This window comes from Labedaea rhizosphaerae (genome assembly GCF_004362825.1).
GTDB classification, from domain to species: Bacteria; Actinomycetota; Actinomycetes; order Mycobacteriales; family Pseudonocardiaceae; genus Labedaea; species Labedaea rhizosphaerae.
On sequence record NZ_SNXZ01000004.1, the window covers coordinates 696,601 to 712,434 of the forward strand.

General features: G+C 70.5%; 14 protein-coding genes. 8 read left to right on the forward strand and 6 right to left on the reverse strand.

Annotated features, from left to right (window positions below):
• Positions 1-57: 57 nt before the first annotated feature.
• Positions 58-645: a TetR/AcrR family transcriptional regulator gene (locus tag EV186_RS26275; RefSeq protein ID WP_133852045.1), complete on the forward strand. Its 588-nt coding sequence runs from the start codon at positions 58-60 to the stop codon at positions 643-645.
• A gap of 225 nt (positions 646-870) precedes the next feature.
• Here the strand turns inward: EV186_RS26275 and EV186_RS26280 are convergent, their stop codons facing one another.
• From EV186_RS26280 to EV186_RS26290, 3 genes are all read right to left on the reverse strand, one after another.
• Positions 871-1,929 (reverse strand): C40 family peptidase, encoded by a 1,059-nt coding sequence (locus EV186_RS26280; RefSeq protein ID WP_133852046.1) that lies wholly within the window; start codon positions 1,927-1,929, stop codon positions 871-873.
• Positions 1,930-2,237: 308 nt separating this feature from the next.
• The gene (locus EV186_RS26285) at positions 2,238-2,702 is read right to left on the reverse strand and encodes a hypothetical protein (RefSeq protein ID WP_133852047.1); all 465 of its coding nucleotides are present in this window, start codon (positions 2,700-2,702) and stop codon (positions 2,238-2,240) included.
• Between the two features lie 46 nt (positions 2,703-2,748).
• Positions 2,749-3,957: a cytochrome P450 gene (locus EV186_RS26290; protein WP_133852048.1), complete on the reverse strand. Its 1,209-nt coding sequence runs from the start codon at positions 3,955-3,957 to the stop codon at positions 2,749-2,751.
• Positions 3,958-4,042: 85 nt separating this feature from the next.
• Between EV186_RS26290 and EV186_RS26295 the strand changes: the two genes are divergently transcribed.
• From EV186_RS26295 to EV186_RS26310, 4 genes are all read left to right on the forward strand, one after another.
• The gene (locus tag EV186_RS26295) at positions 4,043-7,171 is read left to right on the forward strand and encodes an AfsR/SARP family transcriptional regulator (protein ID WP_133852189.1); all 3,129 of its coding nucleotides are present in this window, start codon (positions 4,043-4,045) and stop codon (positions 7,169-7,171) included.
• Between the two features lie 70 nt (positions 7,172-7,241).
• A complete protein-coding gene (locus EV186_RS26300; protein ID WP_133852049.1) occupies positions 7,242-8,213 on the forward strand; it encodes an ATP-binding cassette domain-containing protein in 972 nt (323 codons plus the stop codon).
• Positions 8,210-8,956, forward strand: a complete 747-nt coding sequence (locus EV186_RS26305) for an ABC transporter permease (protein WP_133852050.1) — start codon at positions 8,210-8,212, stop codon at positions 8,954-8,956. The genes EV186_RS26300 and EV186_RS26305 overlap by 4 nt, the downstream gene beginning before the upstream one ends.
• A gap of 31 nt (positions 8,957-8,987) precedes the next feature.
• Positions 8,988-9,812 carry a DUF4097 family beta strand repeat-containing protein gene (locus EV186_RS26310; protein ID WP_133852051.1) on the forward strand — a complete coding sequence of 275 codons (825 nt, stop codon included), beginning with the start codon at positions 8,988-8,990 and terminating at the stop codon, positions 9,810-9,812.
• Between the two features lie 40 nt (positions 9,813-9,852).
• Here the strand turns inward: EV186_RS26310 and EV186_RS26315 are convergent, their stop codons facing one another.
• From EV186_RS26315 to EV186_RS26325, 3 genes are all read right to left on the reverse strand, one after another.
• Positions 9,853-10,716: a hypothetical protein gene (locus tag EV186_RS26315; RefSeq protein WP_133852052.1), complete on the reverse strand. Its 864-nt coding sequence runs from the start codon at positions 10,714-10,716 to the stop codon at positions 9,853-9,855.
• 187 nt (positions 10,717-10,903) lie between these two features.
• Positions 10,904-12,016, reverse strand: a complete 1,113-nt coding sequence (locus EV186_RS26320) for a M48 family metallopeptidase (protein WP_133852053.1) — start codon at positions 12,014-12,016, stop codon at positions 10,904-10,906.
• 101 nt (positions 12,017-12,117) lie between these two features.
• Positions 12,118-12,786, reverse strand: a complete 669-nt coding sequence (locus tag EV186_RS26325) for a fasciclin domain-containing protein (RefSeq protein WP_133852054.1) — start codon at positions 12,784-12,786, stop codon at positions 12,118-12,120.
• Between the two features lie 265 nt (positions 12,787-13,051).
• On the opposite strand from EV186_RS26325, the gene EV186_RS40570 reads away from it, so the two are divergent.
• From EV186_RS40570 to EV186_RS26335, 3 genes are all read left to right on the forward strand, one after another.
• Complete coding sequence (locus tag EV186_RS40570) at positions 13,052-13,351, forward strand: alkaline phosphatase (protein ID WP_279538323.1); 300 nt, start codon at positions 13,052-13,054, stop codon at positions 13,349-13,351.
• A gap of 23 nt (positions 13,352-13,374) precedes the next feature.
• Positions 13,375-14,463: an alkaline phosphatase gene (gene phoA / locus EV186_RS26330; RefSeq protein ID WP_279538328.1), complete on the forward strand. Its 1,089-nt coding sequence runs from the start codon at positions 13,375-13,377 to the stop codon at positions 14,461-14,463.
• Positions 14,464-14,603: 140 nt separating this feature from the next.
• Positions 14,604-15,827: a glycosyltransferase 87 family protein gene (locus tag EV186_RS26335; RefSeq protein ID WP_133852055.1), complete on the forward strand. Its 1,224-nt coding sequence runs from the start codon at positions 14,604-14,606 to the stop codon at positions 15,825-15,827.
• Positions 15,828-15,834 lie beyond the last annotated feature (7 nt).

The window sequence follows — 15,834 nt, forward strand, 5'->3', positions numbered from 1 at the left end:
CTTCGTATCACGGGTGTGATAAATCCGAATGTATCACAGCTGTGATAGAACGGGCTCGTGCCCAAGAAGGTGGATGCCGAAGCCCGTCGGCGCGAAGTCGTCGAGGCCCTGTTCCGGGTGGCCGTGCGCGAGGGGCTGGCCCGCGCGTCCCTGCGCACGGTGGCCGACGAGGCGCAGCTCAACATCGGCTCGCTGCGGCACTACTTCGACAGCCAGCTGGAACTGATGCGTTTCGCGATGCGGGCGATGCTCGACCGGGTCGCCGCGCGGGTCCAGGCCCGCCTGGACCGGCTCGACCCCGCCGAACAGCGCGACGAACGCGTCCGCGACGCCGTCGCCCTGCTCGCCGAACTGCTGCCCCTGGACGAGACCAGGCGCGACGAGGTCACGGTCTTCGTCGACTTCGCCGCCCTGTCCCGGACCAACCCCGACCTGCGCGACCTGGCCGCCGAGGCCGCCGCGGGCACCCGGGGTGCCGCGCGTGCGGTGCTCGCCCACGTCACCGGGACGGCACCGTCCACAACGGAGGTCGAGCGGCTGACGTCCTTGGTGGACGGTCTCGGCCTCAACGCCGTGCTGCACCCCGACCTGGTCAGCTCCGCCGATGCCGAACGCGTCCTGACCGCCCACCTGACCAGCCGCTAGTCCCCCGGGCGTGTCCCACATTCAGCGCAGGCGTGTCCCACACTCAGCGCGGGCGTGTCCCCCACTCCGCGCGGGTGTGTCCCACACTCGGCGCTGCCGTCACCCGCCTGAATTTGGGACACACCCCGCGCGAATGTGGGACACACCCAGCCGGAACGGGGGACACGCCCAGCGCGAGTGTGGGACACGCCCGGGGCGGGGCGGGTGGGCGGGGCGTTAGGGGTGTCAGGCGACGCGTTTGGCGCCGACGAAGTCGGAGCGCTCGAAGACGGCGATCTTGACCGGCACGCCGGTGGTCGAGGCGTGCACCATCTTGCCGTCGCCGATGTACATGGCGACGTGGTGGATGGTGGCCGGGCTGCTGCCGAAGAAGAGCAGGTCGCCGGGCTGCAACTGGTCCCGGCTGACCGGGGTGCCGACGGAGTACTGCGAACGGCTGGTGCGCGGCAGCGTGATGCCCGCCTTGCCGTAGGAGTACAGCATCAGCCCCGAGCAGTCGAAGCTGTCCGGGCCGGTGGCGCCCCACACGTACGGGTCGCCGATCTGGGCGAGGGCGGTCTGCATGGCCACACCGGCGGCGCCCGGCGGCGGGATGAAGTACGACGGGTCGAAGTTCCCGCCGTTGAGGGTGTCGCGGTCGGTGCCGGACAGGCGGCTGTAGGCGTCCCGGATCTTGTTGACCTGGGTGATCAGCGCCTTCTTCTTCTGCGTGATCTGGTTGACCAGGTTCTGCGCCGTGGTCTTGGCCGTCGCGGCGCGGCGCTGCGCGTCCGCGGTCAGGTTGCGGCCCTGTTCGGCCTCGTTCACCGCGCCCTGCAGGCCTTCCAGCACCTTGGCGTTGCCGCTGGCCAGCACGTTCAACGCCGACGCGCGGTCGAGGAAGTCCTGCGCGTTGGTCCCGGTGAACAACGCCGAGAGCTGGTTGAACCGGGCACCTTCGAACGAGGCACCGGCGAGCTGGTCGACCTGACCGCGGAACTCGTTCTCGCGCCGGCCCGCGTCCTGGAGCATGGTCTTGGCTTTGGCGAGGTCGCCGTTGGCCTTGGTCAGGTCGGTCTGGCGCTGCTTGAGGTCTTCCTTGGCCTGCTGGAGGTCCTCGTTGACGATCTCCGTCTGCTTCGTCAGCTCCTGGTACTGCTTCAACGCCTCCGACGCGGTCTTCGGCGGCGGCGGGCTGGTCGTCGGGTCCGCCAGCGCGGGCATCGGGGAAAGGCTGACGACCGCGGTCACGGCACCGGCCGTGAGCACGCGCCGGATGGAACGCTTGAGTCGTTGGGACGCCACGTGGCGCGGGTCTCCTTCGTCCGTCGACCGCCGCGGCCACGTTCGCGCATGCGGGCAGCCAGGAACCCAACTGGCCACCGTCGCGAAAGGCTCCGGTTCGGTCCCCCGACAGGACCGGTCCGGCGGCGACCTCGCGTAGTCACCCTCCGTGTGAGCGACTGCGTGCCGCAAGGTCTCGGACAGGTTACGAAAGGAAGGTCCCAGCGTCTACCGCCTGGCGGAAGAATGTCACGAACCGGTCGCCGGCGGTCCGATTCCCTGCGCTCACCGGTGTCGACGGCCCGGCACGTGATCGACCACACAAACGGTCAGCCGTCAGCGGCGGGTTCCTGCGGGGCTATCTCGTGACCGGTCCGGCCGGGCGAGCGGCGTTGCCGCTTCAGGTCTGCCTCGTGGACGTGGGCCAGGCCGCCGGTCAGCTTGCGGACTTCCTTCTCGCACTCGCGGAACGGCCGGTAATAGGTGTCCTCGTAGCCCTCGATGACCTGGAACGTCCAGTAGCCGGGCAACACGTTGCGGCCGAGGAGATCGCGGCGCAGGCCCTCGGCCAGCTCGTCGTGCCCGGCCTCCTCGAGCAGCTCGATGGCCTTCTCCAGCTTGAAGTCGGCCACGCCGGTCAGCTGGTGGAACGAGTACAGGTGGCCGCGGGCGATCTCCGTGGTCTCGAGCGCTTCGGTCATCGCCCCGACGGCCTCGACGGTCTTGTCGTCGAGGCCGTCGCGCCACGGGCCGTCTTCGAGCCGCGGGTCATCGTTTGCCGGACTGTCGGTCATGGACGGACGGGTACCCCGTCGCGCCGGAACGACCCACAACGACGCATCACGTCCAGGTGACCGGCAGCTCGTGCACGCCGTAGATGGTCATGTCCGTGCGCAGCCGCACCTGCTCGGCCGGCACGGCGAGCGCCAGCGTCGGGAACCGGCGCAGCAAGCCTTCGAACCCGGCACGCATCTCGATGCGGGCCAGTTGCTGGCCCAGGCACTGGTGCACGCCGTGGCCGAAGGACAGCAGGCCGCGGGCGTTGCGGCGCAGGTCGAGCTCGTCAGGGTGCTCGAAGCGGGCGGGGTCGCGGTTGGCAGCCAGCAACGAGACGACGACGGTCGAGCCCCGCGGGATGGTCTCGCCGCCGAGTTCGAGGTCCTCGGTGGCGTAGCGGAAGAAGATGTCGGCGACCGACAGGTAGCGCAGCAGCTCCTCGACCGCACCGGGCAGCAGCTCCGGGTCGGCCCGCAGCTCGGCCAGCTGCTCGGGGTGTTCCAGCAGTGCGAACGTGCCGAGCCCCAGCATGTTGGCCGTGGTCTCGTGCCCGGCGAGCAGCAGCAGGAACGCCGCCCCGGTCAGCTCCTCGGTGGACAAGTCGTCGTGGCGGGCCAGGTCGGAGAGGATGTCCTCGCCGGGTTCGGCGCGCTTGCGGGTGACCAGCTCGCCCAGGTACGTGGTCAACGCCATGTACGCGCCGATCTTTTCCTCGAGCGTCTGGTCCTTGACCATGAACTGGGCGGAGTTGGCCTGGAAGCTGTCCCGGTCCGCGTAGGGCACGCCGAGCAGCTCGCAGATCACCAGCGACGGCACCGGCAACGCGAACTCCTTCACCAGGTCCACCGGTGGGGTCAGGCTCGCCATGTGGTCCAGCTGCTGCTCCACGACCTCGGCGATGCGCTCTTCGAGCTCCCGCATCCGCTTGACGGTGAACGCGCCGGTCAGCTTGCGCCGCATCCGGGTGTGATCGGGCGGGTCCATGCTGATGAACAGCCCCGGCGCCTGCGGTGACGGTTCGGTGGCCGCGGGCATGCCGGGCGTCTCGTACGGCACGTGGACGACGTCGAGGTCCAGCCGCGAGCTGAACCGGGTGTCGGCCATCATCGTGCGGGCCGCGTCGTACCCGGTGACGACCCAGCCCTCGTGGCCGTCGGGGAAGACCATGGGGCTGACCGGCCGGGTCGCACGCATCCGCGTGATCGCGCTGGGCGGGTCGAACGGGCCCGCGTCGCGCTCCATGGGCAGGCCCTGGGGAATCGTGTTCGTCATGCGACCACGATCACCGGACCGGCTGACACGCCCCTGACACGGATCTGTCAGCCAATGGCAAACTCGGCCCATGGACATCGGCCCGCTGCGGATCGGCGTGCTCGGGCCGTTCGAGGTGCGCACCGGCGACGGCGCCTTCGCCGAGGTGCCGGGCGCCCGGCTGCGCGGGTTGCTGGTCGCGCTCGCCCTGGAACCGGGACGGGTGGTCGGCAAGTCGTCGCTGGTGGACTGGATCTGGGGCGAGCAACCACCCGCCGATGCGACGAATGCCTTGCAGCGCTTGGTTTCCCGGCTGCGCAAGGTGCTCCCGGACGGGGCGGTCGAAGGCCAGCCGGAGGGCTACCGGCTGAAGGTGGCGCCCGACGACGTGGACGCCGTGCGGTTCGAGCGGCTGGTCGCCCGGGCCCGCACCGAGGAGAACCCGCAACTGCTGCGGGAGGCCCTCGGGTTGTGGCGCGGCGCGGCCATGCAGGACGTCGGGTTGCTGGACAGCGGGGCCTTCGACGCGGCGGTCACCCGGCTCGACGGGCTGCGCCTGACGGCCATGGAAGACCGCTACGACGCGGAGATCGACCTCGGCCACGGCGCGGAACTGGTGACCGAGCTGACCGACCTGGTCGCCGCGCACCCCATGCGCGAACGCCCTGTCGCGGCGTTGATGCGTGCGCTCGTCGCGTCCGGTCGCGACACCGAGGCCCTGCTGGTCTACGAGCGCATGCGCGAGACCCTGGCCGACACGCTGGGCGTCGACCCTTCCCCCGAGCTGTCCGCGTTGCACGTCGCGTTGCTGCGGGGCGAGGTGGGTGGCCGGGCCGAGAGCCGCAGGACCAACCTGCGTGCCGAGCTGACCACGTACGTGGGCAAGGACACCGACATCGCCGCGGTCCGCGACCTCGTCGCCGAACACCGGCTCGTCACCCTGATCGGGCCCGGCGGTTCGGGAAAGACAAGGCTGGCAACGGAAACCGCGCGCACGGTGCTCGGCGGTCAGCCGGACGGGGTGTGGCTGGTGGAGTTGGCGAGCATCAGCGCGGAGGGAGACATCGCGCAGGCAACCCTTGCCGCACTGAAACTGCGGGATGCGTTGCTCGGTGAGGCGCCGGACGCGGAGCCGATCGACCGCGTCGTCGCCGCGCTGCGCGAGCGCGCCATGGTCCTGGTGCTGGACAACTGCGAGCACGTGATCGAGTCGGCGGCGGCCTTCGCCCACCGCGTGCTCGGTGAGTGCCGCCGGCTGCGGATCCTCGCCACCAGCAGGGAACCGCTCGGCATCACCGGCGAGGCGCTGTGGCCGGTCGCGCCGCTGGCCCTGCCCGCCGAGAACGCCGACGCCGACGAGATCGAGGCCGCGCCGGCCATCCGGCTGCTGCTCGACCGCGCGGCCGCGGTGCGCACCGACCTCGCCACCGAGGCGCGCACGCCGGCCACACTGTCCACTCTGGCCCGGGTGTGCCGGGCCCTGGACGGCATGCCGCTGGCGATCGAGCTGGCCGCGGCCCGGCTGCGCACGATGTCGCTGGACCAGCTGGCCAACCGGCTCGACGACCGGTTCCGCCTGCTGACCGGCGGCAGCCGCACGGCGTTGCCCCGGCACCGCACGCTGCGCGCGGTGGTCGACTGGAGCTGGGAGCTGCTCACCGACGCCGAACGCACCGTGTTGCGCAGGCTCTCGGTGTTCGCCGGGGGCGCGAGCCTGGAGGCGGCCGAACGCGTCTGCGCCGGCGACGACGTCCACCCGGGTGACGTGCTGGAGTTGCTGACCGCGCTGACCGAGAAGTCCCTCGTGGTCGGCAAGGACGAGCGCTACCGGCTGCTCGGCACCATCAAGGAATACGCCGAGCAGCGGCTGGCCGAGGCCGGGGAGGCCGACCTGGCGCGCCAAGCGCACCTCGCCTACTTCACCGAGCTCGCCGAGACCGCGGACCCGCACCTGCGCCGGGCCGAGCAGTTGGCCTGGCTCGCCACGCTCGAGGCCGAGCACGACAACCTCAGCGCCGCCCTGCGGGGCGCGCTCGCGGCCGGCGAGGCGAACGCGGCGATGCGCCTGGCCGGGGCCGCGGCCTGGTACTGGTGGCTCGGCGGGCACAAGACCGAGGGTAACGAGTTCCTCGTCGCGGCGACCGCCACGCCGGGCGAGGTGTCCGACGAGGTCGGCGCGAAGGCGTACCAGTTCCTCGCGGTGTTCATGACTTCCGGGCGCACCGACCCGGAGCTGGCCCAGGAGTGGATCACCAAGGCCTATGAGCTGAGCCTGCGCGTCGAGCGCCGCGACCCGCTGCTCGGGTTCGCCCTCGCGCTGGAACGGTTGCTGCACGGGCCGGACGCGTTCGTGTCCGCGTTCGAACCGCTGCTCACCGAGGACGACCCGTGGGTGCGCGCCATCGCCCGGCTGCAACTGGGCAAGCAGCGGATCATGGTCGGACAGGACCCGGACGCCGCGGACGCCTACCTGGCGGCCGCGCTCGCGGAGTTCCGCGCGACCGGCGAGCGGTGGGGGATCTCCTTCGCCCTGACCGAACTGGCCAACCGGATGGCCACCCGCGGCGACTTCGCCGGGGCGTGCGAGCTCTACGAGCAGGCGATCGCGGTGGTCACCGAGGTCGGCGCCCTCGAGGATGTCGTGTCGATGCGGTCGCGGCAGGCGCAGTTGTACTGGCTGCTGGGCGATGCCGAGGCCAGCGCCGCCGCGATGGCCGAAGCCCAGCGCGCCGCCGAACGCGTCGCGTGGCCGAACGCGCTGGCCGAACTCGCCTTGGCGAAGGCGGAACTCGCGCGCTGGACCGGCGACACCGACCAAGCGCACCGGCAACTCAAGCTCGCGACGACCATGCTGGGCGAGTACGCCGAGCAGGAGGGCGTCCGCGCGATGACCGAAGACCTGCTCGGTTACCTGGCCGCCGACCTCGACGAGGCCCGGGCGCACCGCGTCGCCGCGTTCCGGGCGAGCGCCGAGGCGGGCAACGCGCAGCAGGTCGCCGGCGTGCTCGTCGGGCTCGCGGACCTGGCGCTGCGGTGCGAGCAGTACGAGCAGGCCGCCCGGTTGCTCGCGGCCAGTGCCGCGGTGCGCGGCGTGCGCGACCACGCCCAGCCCGACGTCGGCCGGATCGAGCAGGCCGCGCGGGCCCACCTCGGTGACACGAGGTTCGCCGAGGTCACCGAAGAAGGCGCGCGAGCGGACTGGCGCGAGCTGGCCAAAGCGGTTCTGACCAGGTAAAACACCGTGTCAGGGCCCGTGTCAGCTCGGGGTCAGGGCGGTGTCAGCGCGGCCGAGCAAAGTCGCTGCCATGACCAGTTCAGTGATCACGGCTTCGGGGCTCAAGAAGTCCTACAAGGACAAGGTCGTGCTCGACGGCATCGACTTGGATGTCCAGGCGGGTTCGATCTTCTCGCTGCTCGGCCCGAACGGGGCGGGCAAGACCACCACCGTCAACCTGCTGACCACGCTGCTCGCCATGGACGGCGGCACCGCGCGGGTCGCCGGGTACGACGTCGCGACCGAGACCAAAGGGGTCCGCTCGGCCATCGGCGTCACCGGCCAGTTCGCCTCCGTGGACGAACTGCTGACCGGCCGCGAGAACCTGCAGTTGATGGCCGACCTGCACCACCTCAAGGGCGATGAGGGCCGCGCGGTCGTCGACCGGCTGCTCAAGCGCTTCGAGCTGGTCGAGTCGGCCGACAAGGCGTCGTCGACCTACTCCGGGGGCATGCGGCGCAAGCTCGACCTGGCGATGACCCTGGTCGGCCGCCCGCAGATCATCTTCCTCGACGAGCCCACCACCGGCCTCGACCCGCGCAGCCGCCGCACGATGTGGACCATCGTCCGCGAGCTGGTGGCCGACGGCATGACCATCTTCCTGACCACGCAGTACCTCGACGAGGCCGACCAGCTGGCCGACCGGATCGCCGTGCTCGACCAGGGCCGGATCGTCGCCGAGGGCACACCCGAACAGCTCAAGCGCCAGATCCCCGGCGGGCACGTGCGGTTGCGCTTCGCCGACGCCACCCAGCTGGCCGCCGCGCTCCGCGTGCTGCCCGAGTCCACTTCGGACGAGGAGCGGCTGGTCCTGCGGGTGCCCAGCGACGGCGGCACCAAGTCGTTGCGGGCCTTGCTGGACCGCCTCGACGAGTACGTCGTCGACGTCGAGGAGTTCACCGTGCACATGCCCGACCTCGACGACGTGTTCCTCGCCCTCACCGGCCACTCCAGCGACTCCACCAACTCGATTGACTCCCAGACGGAGGTCACCACCAAATGAGCACCGACGCCGCGGTCATGCTTCGCCGCAACTTCAAGCACACCCTGCGCAACCCGATCACCGTGTTCAACGCGATCTTCATGCCGATCATCATGATGGTGATGTTCGTCTACGTCTTCGGCGACGCGTTCAACGTCGGTGGCGGCGACTACATCGACTACGCCACGCCCGGCATGATCATGCTGGCCATCTCGTACGGGCTCAGCGCCACCGCCGTCTCGGTCAGCTCCGACATGACCAAGGGCATCATCAACCGCTTCAAGGTCATGGACGTCTCCCGCGGCGCCGTGCTGACCGGGCACGTAGTGTCCACAATGGTCCGTGTCACCGTCGCGGTGGCCGCGGTCATCGGGGTGGCGTTCCTCTTCGGGTTCAGCCCGGAGGCGTCGTTCACGCAGTGGCTCGCCGCCGCGGGCGTGCTGCTGCTGGTGATCTTCGCGGTCAGCTGGCTCACCGTCGCATTGGGCCTTGCGGCCAAGACCGTGGAGTCCGCGGGGATGGCCACCGTGCCGCTGATCATGTTGCCGTTCTTCAGCAGCGCGATCGTGCCCGCCGACAAGATGGGCCCTGGCATCCGGGAGTTCGCCCACTACCAGCCCTTCACGTCGATCATCGAGTCGGTTCGCGGTTTTCTGCTCGGCGCGCCGAACACCGGCCAGACCCTGGCCGCGATCGCCTGGTCGCTCGCCATCGCGGTCCTCGGCTACGCCTGGGCCCGCGCCAAGTTCGGCAAGCGCGCCTGAAACCCCATAGACATCAAGGAGAAAACCCGTCATGTCCACGTTCCTCACTCCCGAGCCAATCATCGCCAAACTGACCACCGGAGGCGCCCGTGTCCGGATCACCGCGAGCGAGCGCCAGGACACCGAGGTGCGGGTCGAACCGGTCGACAGCACCAACGCCACCGACGTGAAGGTCGCGGCGAAGACCAAGGTCGAGTTCGCCGCGGGCGAGCTGACGATCGAGACGGTCAAGGCGGGGGCCAAGGACGGCTCCGTCGCCATCACCGTCGAGCTTCCGGTCGGATCCCAGCTGGTGCTGAACACCGCGTGGTCCCAGGTGCACGCCGCCGGCCGGCTCGGTGACTGCACGCTGGCGGTGGCGTCGGGCCGCGTCGAGCTCGGCCACATCGGCGCCCTGCGCGGCGACCTGGCCGACGGCGAGCTGGCGGTCGAGCACATCGCCGGGACCGTCGACCTGCAGGGCGGCACCGCCGCGTTGCGGATCGACGAGGTCGAAGGCCCGGTCCGGTACGAGGGCTCGACCGGGACGGTGTCGATCGGTCACGCACTGTCCGATGTGGAGCTCAGCGGGTCGAGCGGCAGCTTCGACCTCGACCAGGCCGACGGCAACGTCACCGCGACCGCGGCCCACTGTCCTATTCGGATCGGCCGGTTGACCTGCGGTCAGGCGGACCTGACCAACGCCGCCGGCGGCATCGAGGTCGGCATCCCCGCTGGCATCCACGCCGAGGTGGACGCCGAGAGCACGAAGGGAACCGTGCGCAACTCCCTGACCGCGCAGGACAACCCGGCCGCGGCCACCGTCAAGATCCGCGCCCGTACCCGGCGCGACGACATCGTCATCCACCAGGCCTGAGTTGAGACCGAACGCGGTGGCGCCCACCCGGGCGCCACCGCTATTTCAGTTTGACCCAGAGCTTCCCGGCCAGCGCCGTGGCGTCGGCGCACAGCGACGACGAGGAGTGGCGCCGGATGATGGACACCGCCACGCCTTCGACGTTCTGGGAGCTGTACTGGCTCGCCGGAGCCTTCGTGTAGGTGGTGACCAACCGGCAACTCGTCGAGCCGTCACCGTAGGTTTCGGTCACGCGGGCGGTGACGCGGCCACCCACCTTGACGATCTTGGCGTCGGTGAACACGCTCAGGTCTGCGCTCGTGTCGATGAACTCCAGCACGATCGATTGGGCGTTGTTGTTGGTGTACTGGCAACTGTGGTGCGTGGGATTGACCTCAAGGGCGATCATCGGAGAGCCGGCGGGCACCGAGTTCGCCAGCTTGGCCGGCAACAGCGAGCACGCGTCCTTGTGCCGCAACGAGGTCTGCTGAACGATCGCGTGCCCGGCCGTCCCGCCGCCACGCAGGAACTTGCCGATCACGACGGCGACGTCGCGGGTGTAGCCGCACAACTCCCCCGACTTGGTCTCGGCATCGGCCTCGATCGACATGGCCAGACCGTCGGCGAACCTGAGGTCCTGCACGCAGAAGGTGGCCGCACTCTGGTCAGCCACCAGCCGCATCCCGCCACCCAGATCGGCGCCCTTGGTGGCCTCCGGGCCCGGCATCGACCGCAACTTGCCCCAGTCGAGGTCGATCGTGTGGTCGCCGGCCAGCGGTACGATCACTCTGCATTGGTCGATGCTGTAGGGGGAGGCTGCGTACGGCGTGCCGTACCTGCTGAATTTCGCGGGCATGGCGGCCATCGGAGCCACCGTGCACGCGTCGTAGGTGGTCAGGTCGCCCAGGGCGTCCTTGGCCCTCACGTAGGCCGGATCGACCTTTCGTGTCGTCGTGGAGGTCGGCGAAGAGGCTGACACCGACGACGGAGCACGGTGTCGCACCGGCTGCGCCGTCCCCGCGATTTCGGTCGTGCACGCGCTCAAGGCCAGGAGCAGGGCCAGCGCGCTCCAAAGCTTCCTCTTCATGTGTCGCCCCAACGAGAAGTCGCCCTCACCAGCCGGTCGCTTCGGCTTTGAGCTGCTCGGCCACCCGCTTGAGCCGCGGGGCCAGCTCCGCGTCGATCGCCTTGTGGTCGAACGAAGGCGGCAGGCCCGGCGGGTAGCGGCGCGCCTGCAGGGCGGCGATTCGCAGGCGGGTCGGCGGGTGGCTGTCGTCCACGCGGTGGTCCTCGGCGTCGGTGAGCTGCTTGCGTTCCGGGCTCAGCTCGGCGAACCAGGTGCGCCCGGCCAGCCACAGGTCGTCGTCCTTGCGGATCACCGCCGAGTGCAGGGCCCGCACCGCCGCCGGGCCCAGCGCCACGGTGCGCAACGCCGACGCCATCGCGGCCGGGCCGGTCGCCGTCGCCGAGAGGTGGTCGGCCAGGTATTCCGCGCGCTGGCCCGACCGCGCCAGCAACGTGTTCTGCGCCAGCAGCACCCAGTAGACCGGCCACGACAACAGCCACATCGCCCCCTCGGACGCCCAGGTCACGATCGGGAACGAGGTCGTCCTCGAGCGGGTCCGCAACGCGCGCACGAGCTCGGCCAGCGTCCGCAACGATGACCCGACCAGCAGGCCGCGCCGCAGGTCGCCGTTGACCTGGTGGGCCAGCTCGTGCCCGAGCACCGCCGCGCGCTCCGGCCCGGTCAGCAGGTTCCACAGCGGGTAGCCGAGCACCAGCACCAGCCGCCTGCGCAGGCCGACCTGGGTGATCGAGGCGTTGTGCTCGGCGCTCAGCACGACCTGCGCGACCTTGCGCGTGCCGAGCCGGTCGACCAGCTCGTCGAGCGCCGCGTACAGGTGCGGCGACTGCTCGCGCGACACGAGCACGGCATCGGCCGGGAGGCGACCGAACCGGGGCCGCAACATGGCGGCGAAGCCGAGCATCACCACGCCCAACGGGATCGTGATCAGGTTGGGCATGGCCACCATGATCCACACGCCGAAGACGGCCAGCGCCACCACGAAAAGGTGCACCAGGGCCGCGATGACGCAGGCCGCCCACAACGCCGCACCCCGGCGGCGCACGGTGAACGGCTCGACGGTCACGGTGCGGAACAACGACTCGGCCAGACGCCTGCCCACCTGCTCGGCCCGCGTTCCCCGACGATCCTCAACGGTCACGAACCCGGATATCGCACTGCCCGATCCAAATGTTGCAGGCGTCGCGGGTACGGAAAAGCGGGGCGCGAGCCGACTGGCTCGCGCCCCGCTTCCTGCCTGGGTCAGGACGTCGGCGACAGCACCGAGTCGATCAGGTAGACCGTGGCGTTGGCGGTGTGCACGCCACCGCAGATGACCTTGGCGTCGTTGACCTTCAGGTCGTTGCCCGAGCCGGTCACCTTGACCATGCCGCCCTCGACGGTCTTCTGGTCGCCGACCACCGCGTCGGGCGCGAGCTGACCGGGCACCACGTGGTAGGTGAGGATCTTGGTCAGCAGGCCGGAGTCGGTCTTGAGCTTGTTCAGCGTCGCCGAGTCGACCTTCTTGAACGCGTCGTCGACCGGCGCGAACACGGTGAACTCGCTGCCGTTGAGCGTGTCGACCAGGTTCACCTTCGGGTTCAGCTTCCCGGACACCGCCTGCACCAGGGTCTTGAGCAGCGGGTTGTTGCTCGCCGCGACCGCGACCGGGTCGGCGGCCATGCCGGAGACCGAACCGGCACCATTGGGCACCGCTTTGGCGTAGTCGCCGCAGCCCGGACCGACGAGGTCGGCGGCGGGGTCGGCGGTGGCCGACGGCGAACTGGCCATCGGCTGGCTGGCCGCCGGTGGGGCCGCGGTCGTGGTCGTGTTCTGCGACGCCCCCTGGTCGGAGCTGCTGCACGCGGCTCCGAGGAGCGCGATGGACGCGATACCGATGGCGACCGTGCCACGACGAATGGTGCGCTTCATTTCCGAAAATCTCCTGTTCTCCGCTGGCGAATCGCATTTGAAGGCATGCGCATTCCCTGGCCCGTCGAATCGAGCCGCGATCACAGGTCCTTCGACAGGGGCGCGGAGCCGGATGGGGCCCGACGGCCATCGTTATCCGCCCGTTACCAAACGTTCCGATCCGACGACTCCTGTTTGTCTGATCAACACCTGTTCATGGCCGGGTGTGCAGTTCGACGGTTTCGAATGGCGGCGCACTACCTACACATGCACAGGAGCTGATGAAATGCGGAAACGGCTGAGCGGGCCGATCGTCGTCTCGGTGGCGGCCACGACCCTGGCCCTGACCGCCGGGCTGGCGTTCTCCGACAGCGGCGCGGGCACGGCCGGCCTCGGCCGGCACGGCGCGGCCACCCGGCTGGACGGCGACCAGACCGCCGAAGTGCGCGGTGAGATCCGGGGCGGCCCCGCGCGCAACGTGATCCTGCTGATCGGCGACGGCATGGGCGACTCCGAGATCACCGCGGCACGCAACTACGCCCGTGGCGCGGCCGGCCGCTTCCCGGCATCGACGCCCTGCCGCTGACCGGCCAGTACACGACCTACTCGCTGGACAAGGCCGACGGCAAGCCGGACTACGTGACCGACTCGGCCGCCTCCGGTTCGGGCTGGTCGACCGGCACCAAGACCTACAACGGCGCCATCTCGGTGGACATCAAGGGCAGGCCGCAGCGCACGCTGCTGGAACTGGCCAAGGCGAACGGCCTGCGCACCGGCGACGTGAGCACGGCGGAGCTGCAGGACGCCACCCCGGCCGTCCAGGTCGCGCACGTGACCGACCGCGGCTGCTACGCGCCGTCGTCGACCACCGCGAAGTGCCCGAGCAACGCGCTGGAGAACGGCGGCGCCGGCTCGATCACCGAGCAGCTGATCACCACCCGCCCGGACGTCACCCTCGGCGGCGGCGCGGCGTCGTTCGCCGAGAAGGCCACCGCCGGGCGCTGGCAGGGCAGGACCCTGCTGGACCAGACCAAGGCGCGTGGCTACCAGGTGGTCACCGACGCGGCCGGGCTGGACCAGGTCCGCCACGCCGACCAGAACTCGCCGGTGCTCGGCCTGTTCGCCGCGGGCAACCTGCCCGTCAACTGGACCGGGCCGCTGGCCACGCACACCGGTGGCGCCGAGCCCGCGGTGCGCTGCACACCGAACCCGGCGCGCACGGCCGGTCTGCCCAGCCTGGCGACCATGACGAGCAAGGCGATCTCACTGCTCGACCAGCGCGGCCGCAACGGCTTCTTCCTGCAGGTCGAGGGCGCGAGCATCGACAAGCAGGACCACGCCGCCGACCCGTGCGGTCAGATCGGCGAGACCGTCGACTTCGACCAGGCGGTCAAGGCCGCGCTGGACTTCGCCCGCCACGACGGCAACACCCTGGTGGTCGTCACCGCCGACCACGGGCACTCCAGCCAGATCGTCTACCCGGGCAGCACGACGCCGGGGCTGACCCGGACGTTGCTCACCGCCGACGGCAAGCCGATGACCATGGCCTACGGCACCGCTGAGACCGGCGGCTCGCAGGCGCACACCGGCACCCAGGTGCGCATCGCGGCGTACGGGCCGCGGGCAGCCAACGTGGTCGGCCTGACCGATCAGACCGACCTCTTCTTCACCGTGCGGGACGCGCTGCGCCTGCGCTGACCAGGGCGACTCGATGGGGTGGGGCCGGCTGGTGAGCCATTCACACCCCATCGAGGCGTCCCGCCACCTGCGAACTAGGCTGCGGCCCCGGAGATCGAACGCAGTCGGGGCGGCTGCTCGAGCCGAGGGAGCACCGGTCGATGCAGTGGCAGCTCGCGTTCACGAAGCTGCTCGACCGCTGGTTCTGGTTGGTCGCCGTGGCCATCGGCGCCATCGTGGTGCTGGTGTACACAGTGGACGCCCTGCGCTACGCCAACGGGGTCGACCTGCAGGTGTACCGGGCCGGCGGCGTGGCGATGCGGCACGGGATCCCGCTCTACGCCGACGGTTTCAGCCAACGGCTCGGCACACCCACCGGCTTGTTGTTCACCTACCCGCCGTCGGCGGCGTTGTTCTTCGTGCCGATGAGCCTGCTGCCCTTCGGTGCCGCGCTCGTGGTGCACGAACTGGTCAACATCGCGGCCATCGGCGCGGTCACCGTGCTGGTGTGCCGCCACCACGGCTGGGCCTGGCGGCCGACGGCGCTCGCCGCCCTCGCGCTCACCGCCGCCGGGCCCGCGCTCGAGCCCGTCCGCGAGACGCTGCACTTCGGTCAGATCAACCTCGTGCTGCTGCTCATGGTCTGCGCCGACTGCCTGCTCCCCCGCCTGGGACCGCTGCCGCGCGGGCTGCTCACCGGCGTCGCCGCCGCGGTCAAGCTGACCCCGGCCGTGCTCATCCTCTTCTTCCTGGCCCGCCGCGACTGGCGCGCCGCCGCGACGATGGCCGCCACATCGGCCGCGATCACACTGGTGGCGCTCGTCGTCGCCCCGCACGACAGCCTGCAGTTCTGGACCAACACGCTGTTCCACAGCGACCGGATCGGCGACGTCTTCTACTCCTACAACCAATCCCTGTCCGGTGAGCTGGCCCGGCTCGGCCTGAGCGGCGGCCTGCGGCAGGCGGTGTGGGCGCTCGGCGTGCTGGTCGTGGTGCCCGCCGGCTTCCTCGCCGCCCGCCGCGCGGTGCGCGCGGGCGACGAACTGGGCGCGCTGCTGGTCGTCGCGGCCGTTGGTCTGATCGCGTCGCCCATCTCGTGGGACCACCACTTCGTCTGGGTGCTGCTCGCCGTGCCCACGCTGGCCCTCGTCCCGCGTGGCCGCCGGTGGCTCGCGGTCCTGGCGATCGCGATCTTCACGGCGCCCCTGCACATCATCTGGCCCAACACCCGCGAGGTGCACTGGACGTCGTGGTGGCAGCACCTGACCGGCAACCTCTACCTCGTGGCCGCGATCGGCGTCGTGATCGCGGTCGGCCTGCGCCGCACCGCCGTGGCCGAGCCCGAGGTCGAGAACGCGCCGGTGATGGCCTGGTCGCGCGCTTGACCTTGAC

Excerpts from the sequence above, each read along its gene's own strand:
- EV186_RS26305 (WP_133852050.1), top strand. The coding sequence starts at position 8,210 with ATGAGCACCGACGCCGCGGTCATGCTTCGCCGCAACTTCAAGCACACC.
- EV186_RS26290 (WP_133852048.1), bottom strand. The coding sequence starts at position 3,957 with ATGACGAACACGATTCCCCAGGGCCTGCCCATGGAGCGCGACGCGGGC.
- EV186_RS26335 (WP_133852055.1), top strand. The coding sequence starts at position 14,604 with ATGCAGTGGCAGCTCGCGTTCACGAAGCTGCTCGACCGCTGGTTCTGG.
- EV186_RS26300 (WP_133852049.1), top strand. The coding sequence starts at position 7,242 with ATGACCAGTTCAGTGATCACGGCTTCGGGGCTCAAGAAGTCCTACAAG.
- EV186_RS26285 (WP_133852047.1), bottom strand. The coding sequence starts at position 2,702 with ATGACCGACAGTCCGGCAAACGATGACCCGCGGCTCGAAGACGGCCCG.
- EV186_RS40570 (WP_279538323.1), top strand. The coding sequence starts at position 13,052 with ATGCGGAAACGGCTGAGCGGGCCGATCGTCGTCTCGGTGGCGGCCACG.
- EV186_RS26325 (WP_133852054.1), bottom strand. The coding sequence starts at position 12,786 with ATGAAGCGCACCATTCGTCGTGGCACGGTCGCCATCGGTATCGCGTCC.
- EV186_RS26310 (WP_133852051.1), top strand. The coding sequence starts at position 8,988 with ATGTCCACGTTCCTCACTCCCGAGCCAATCATCGCCAAACTGACCACC.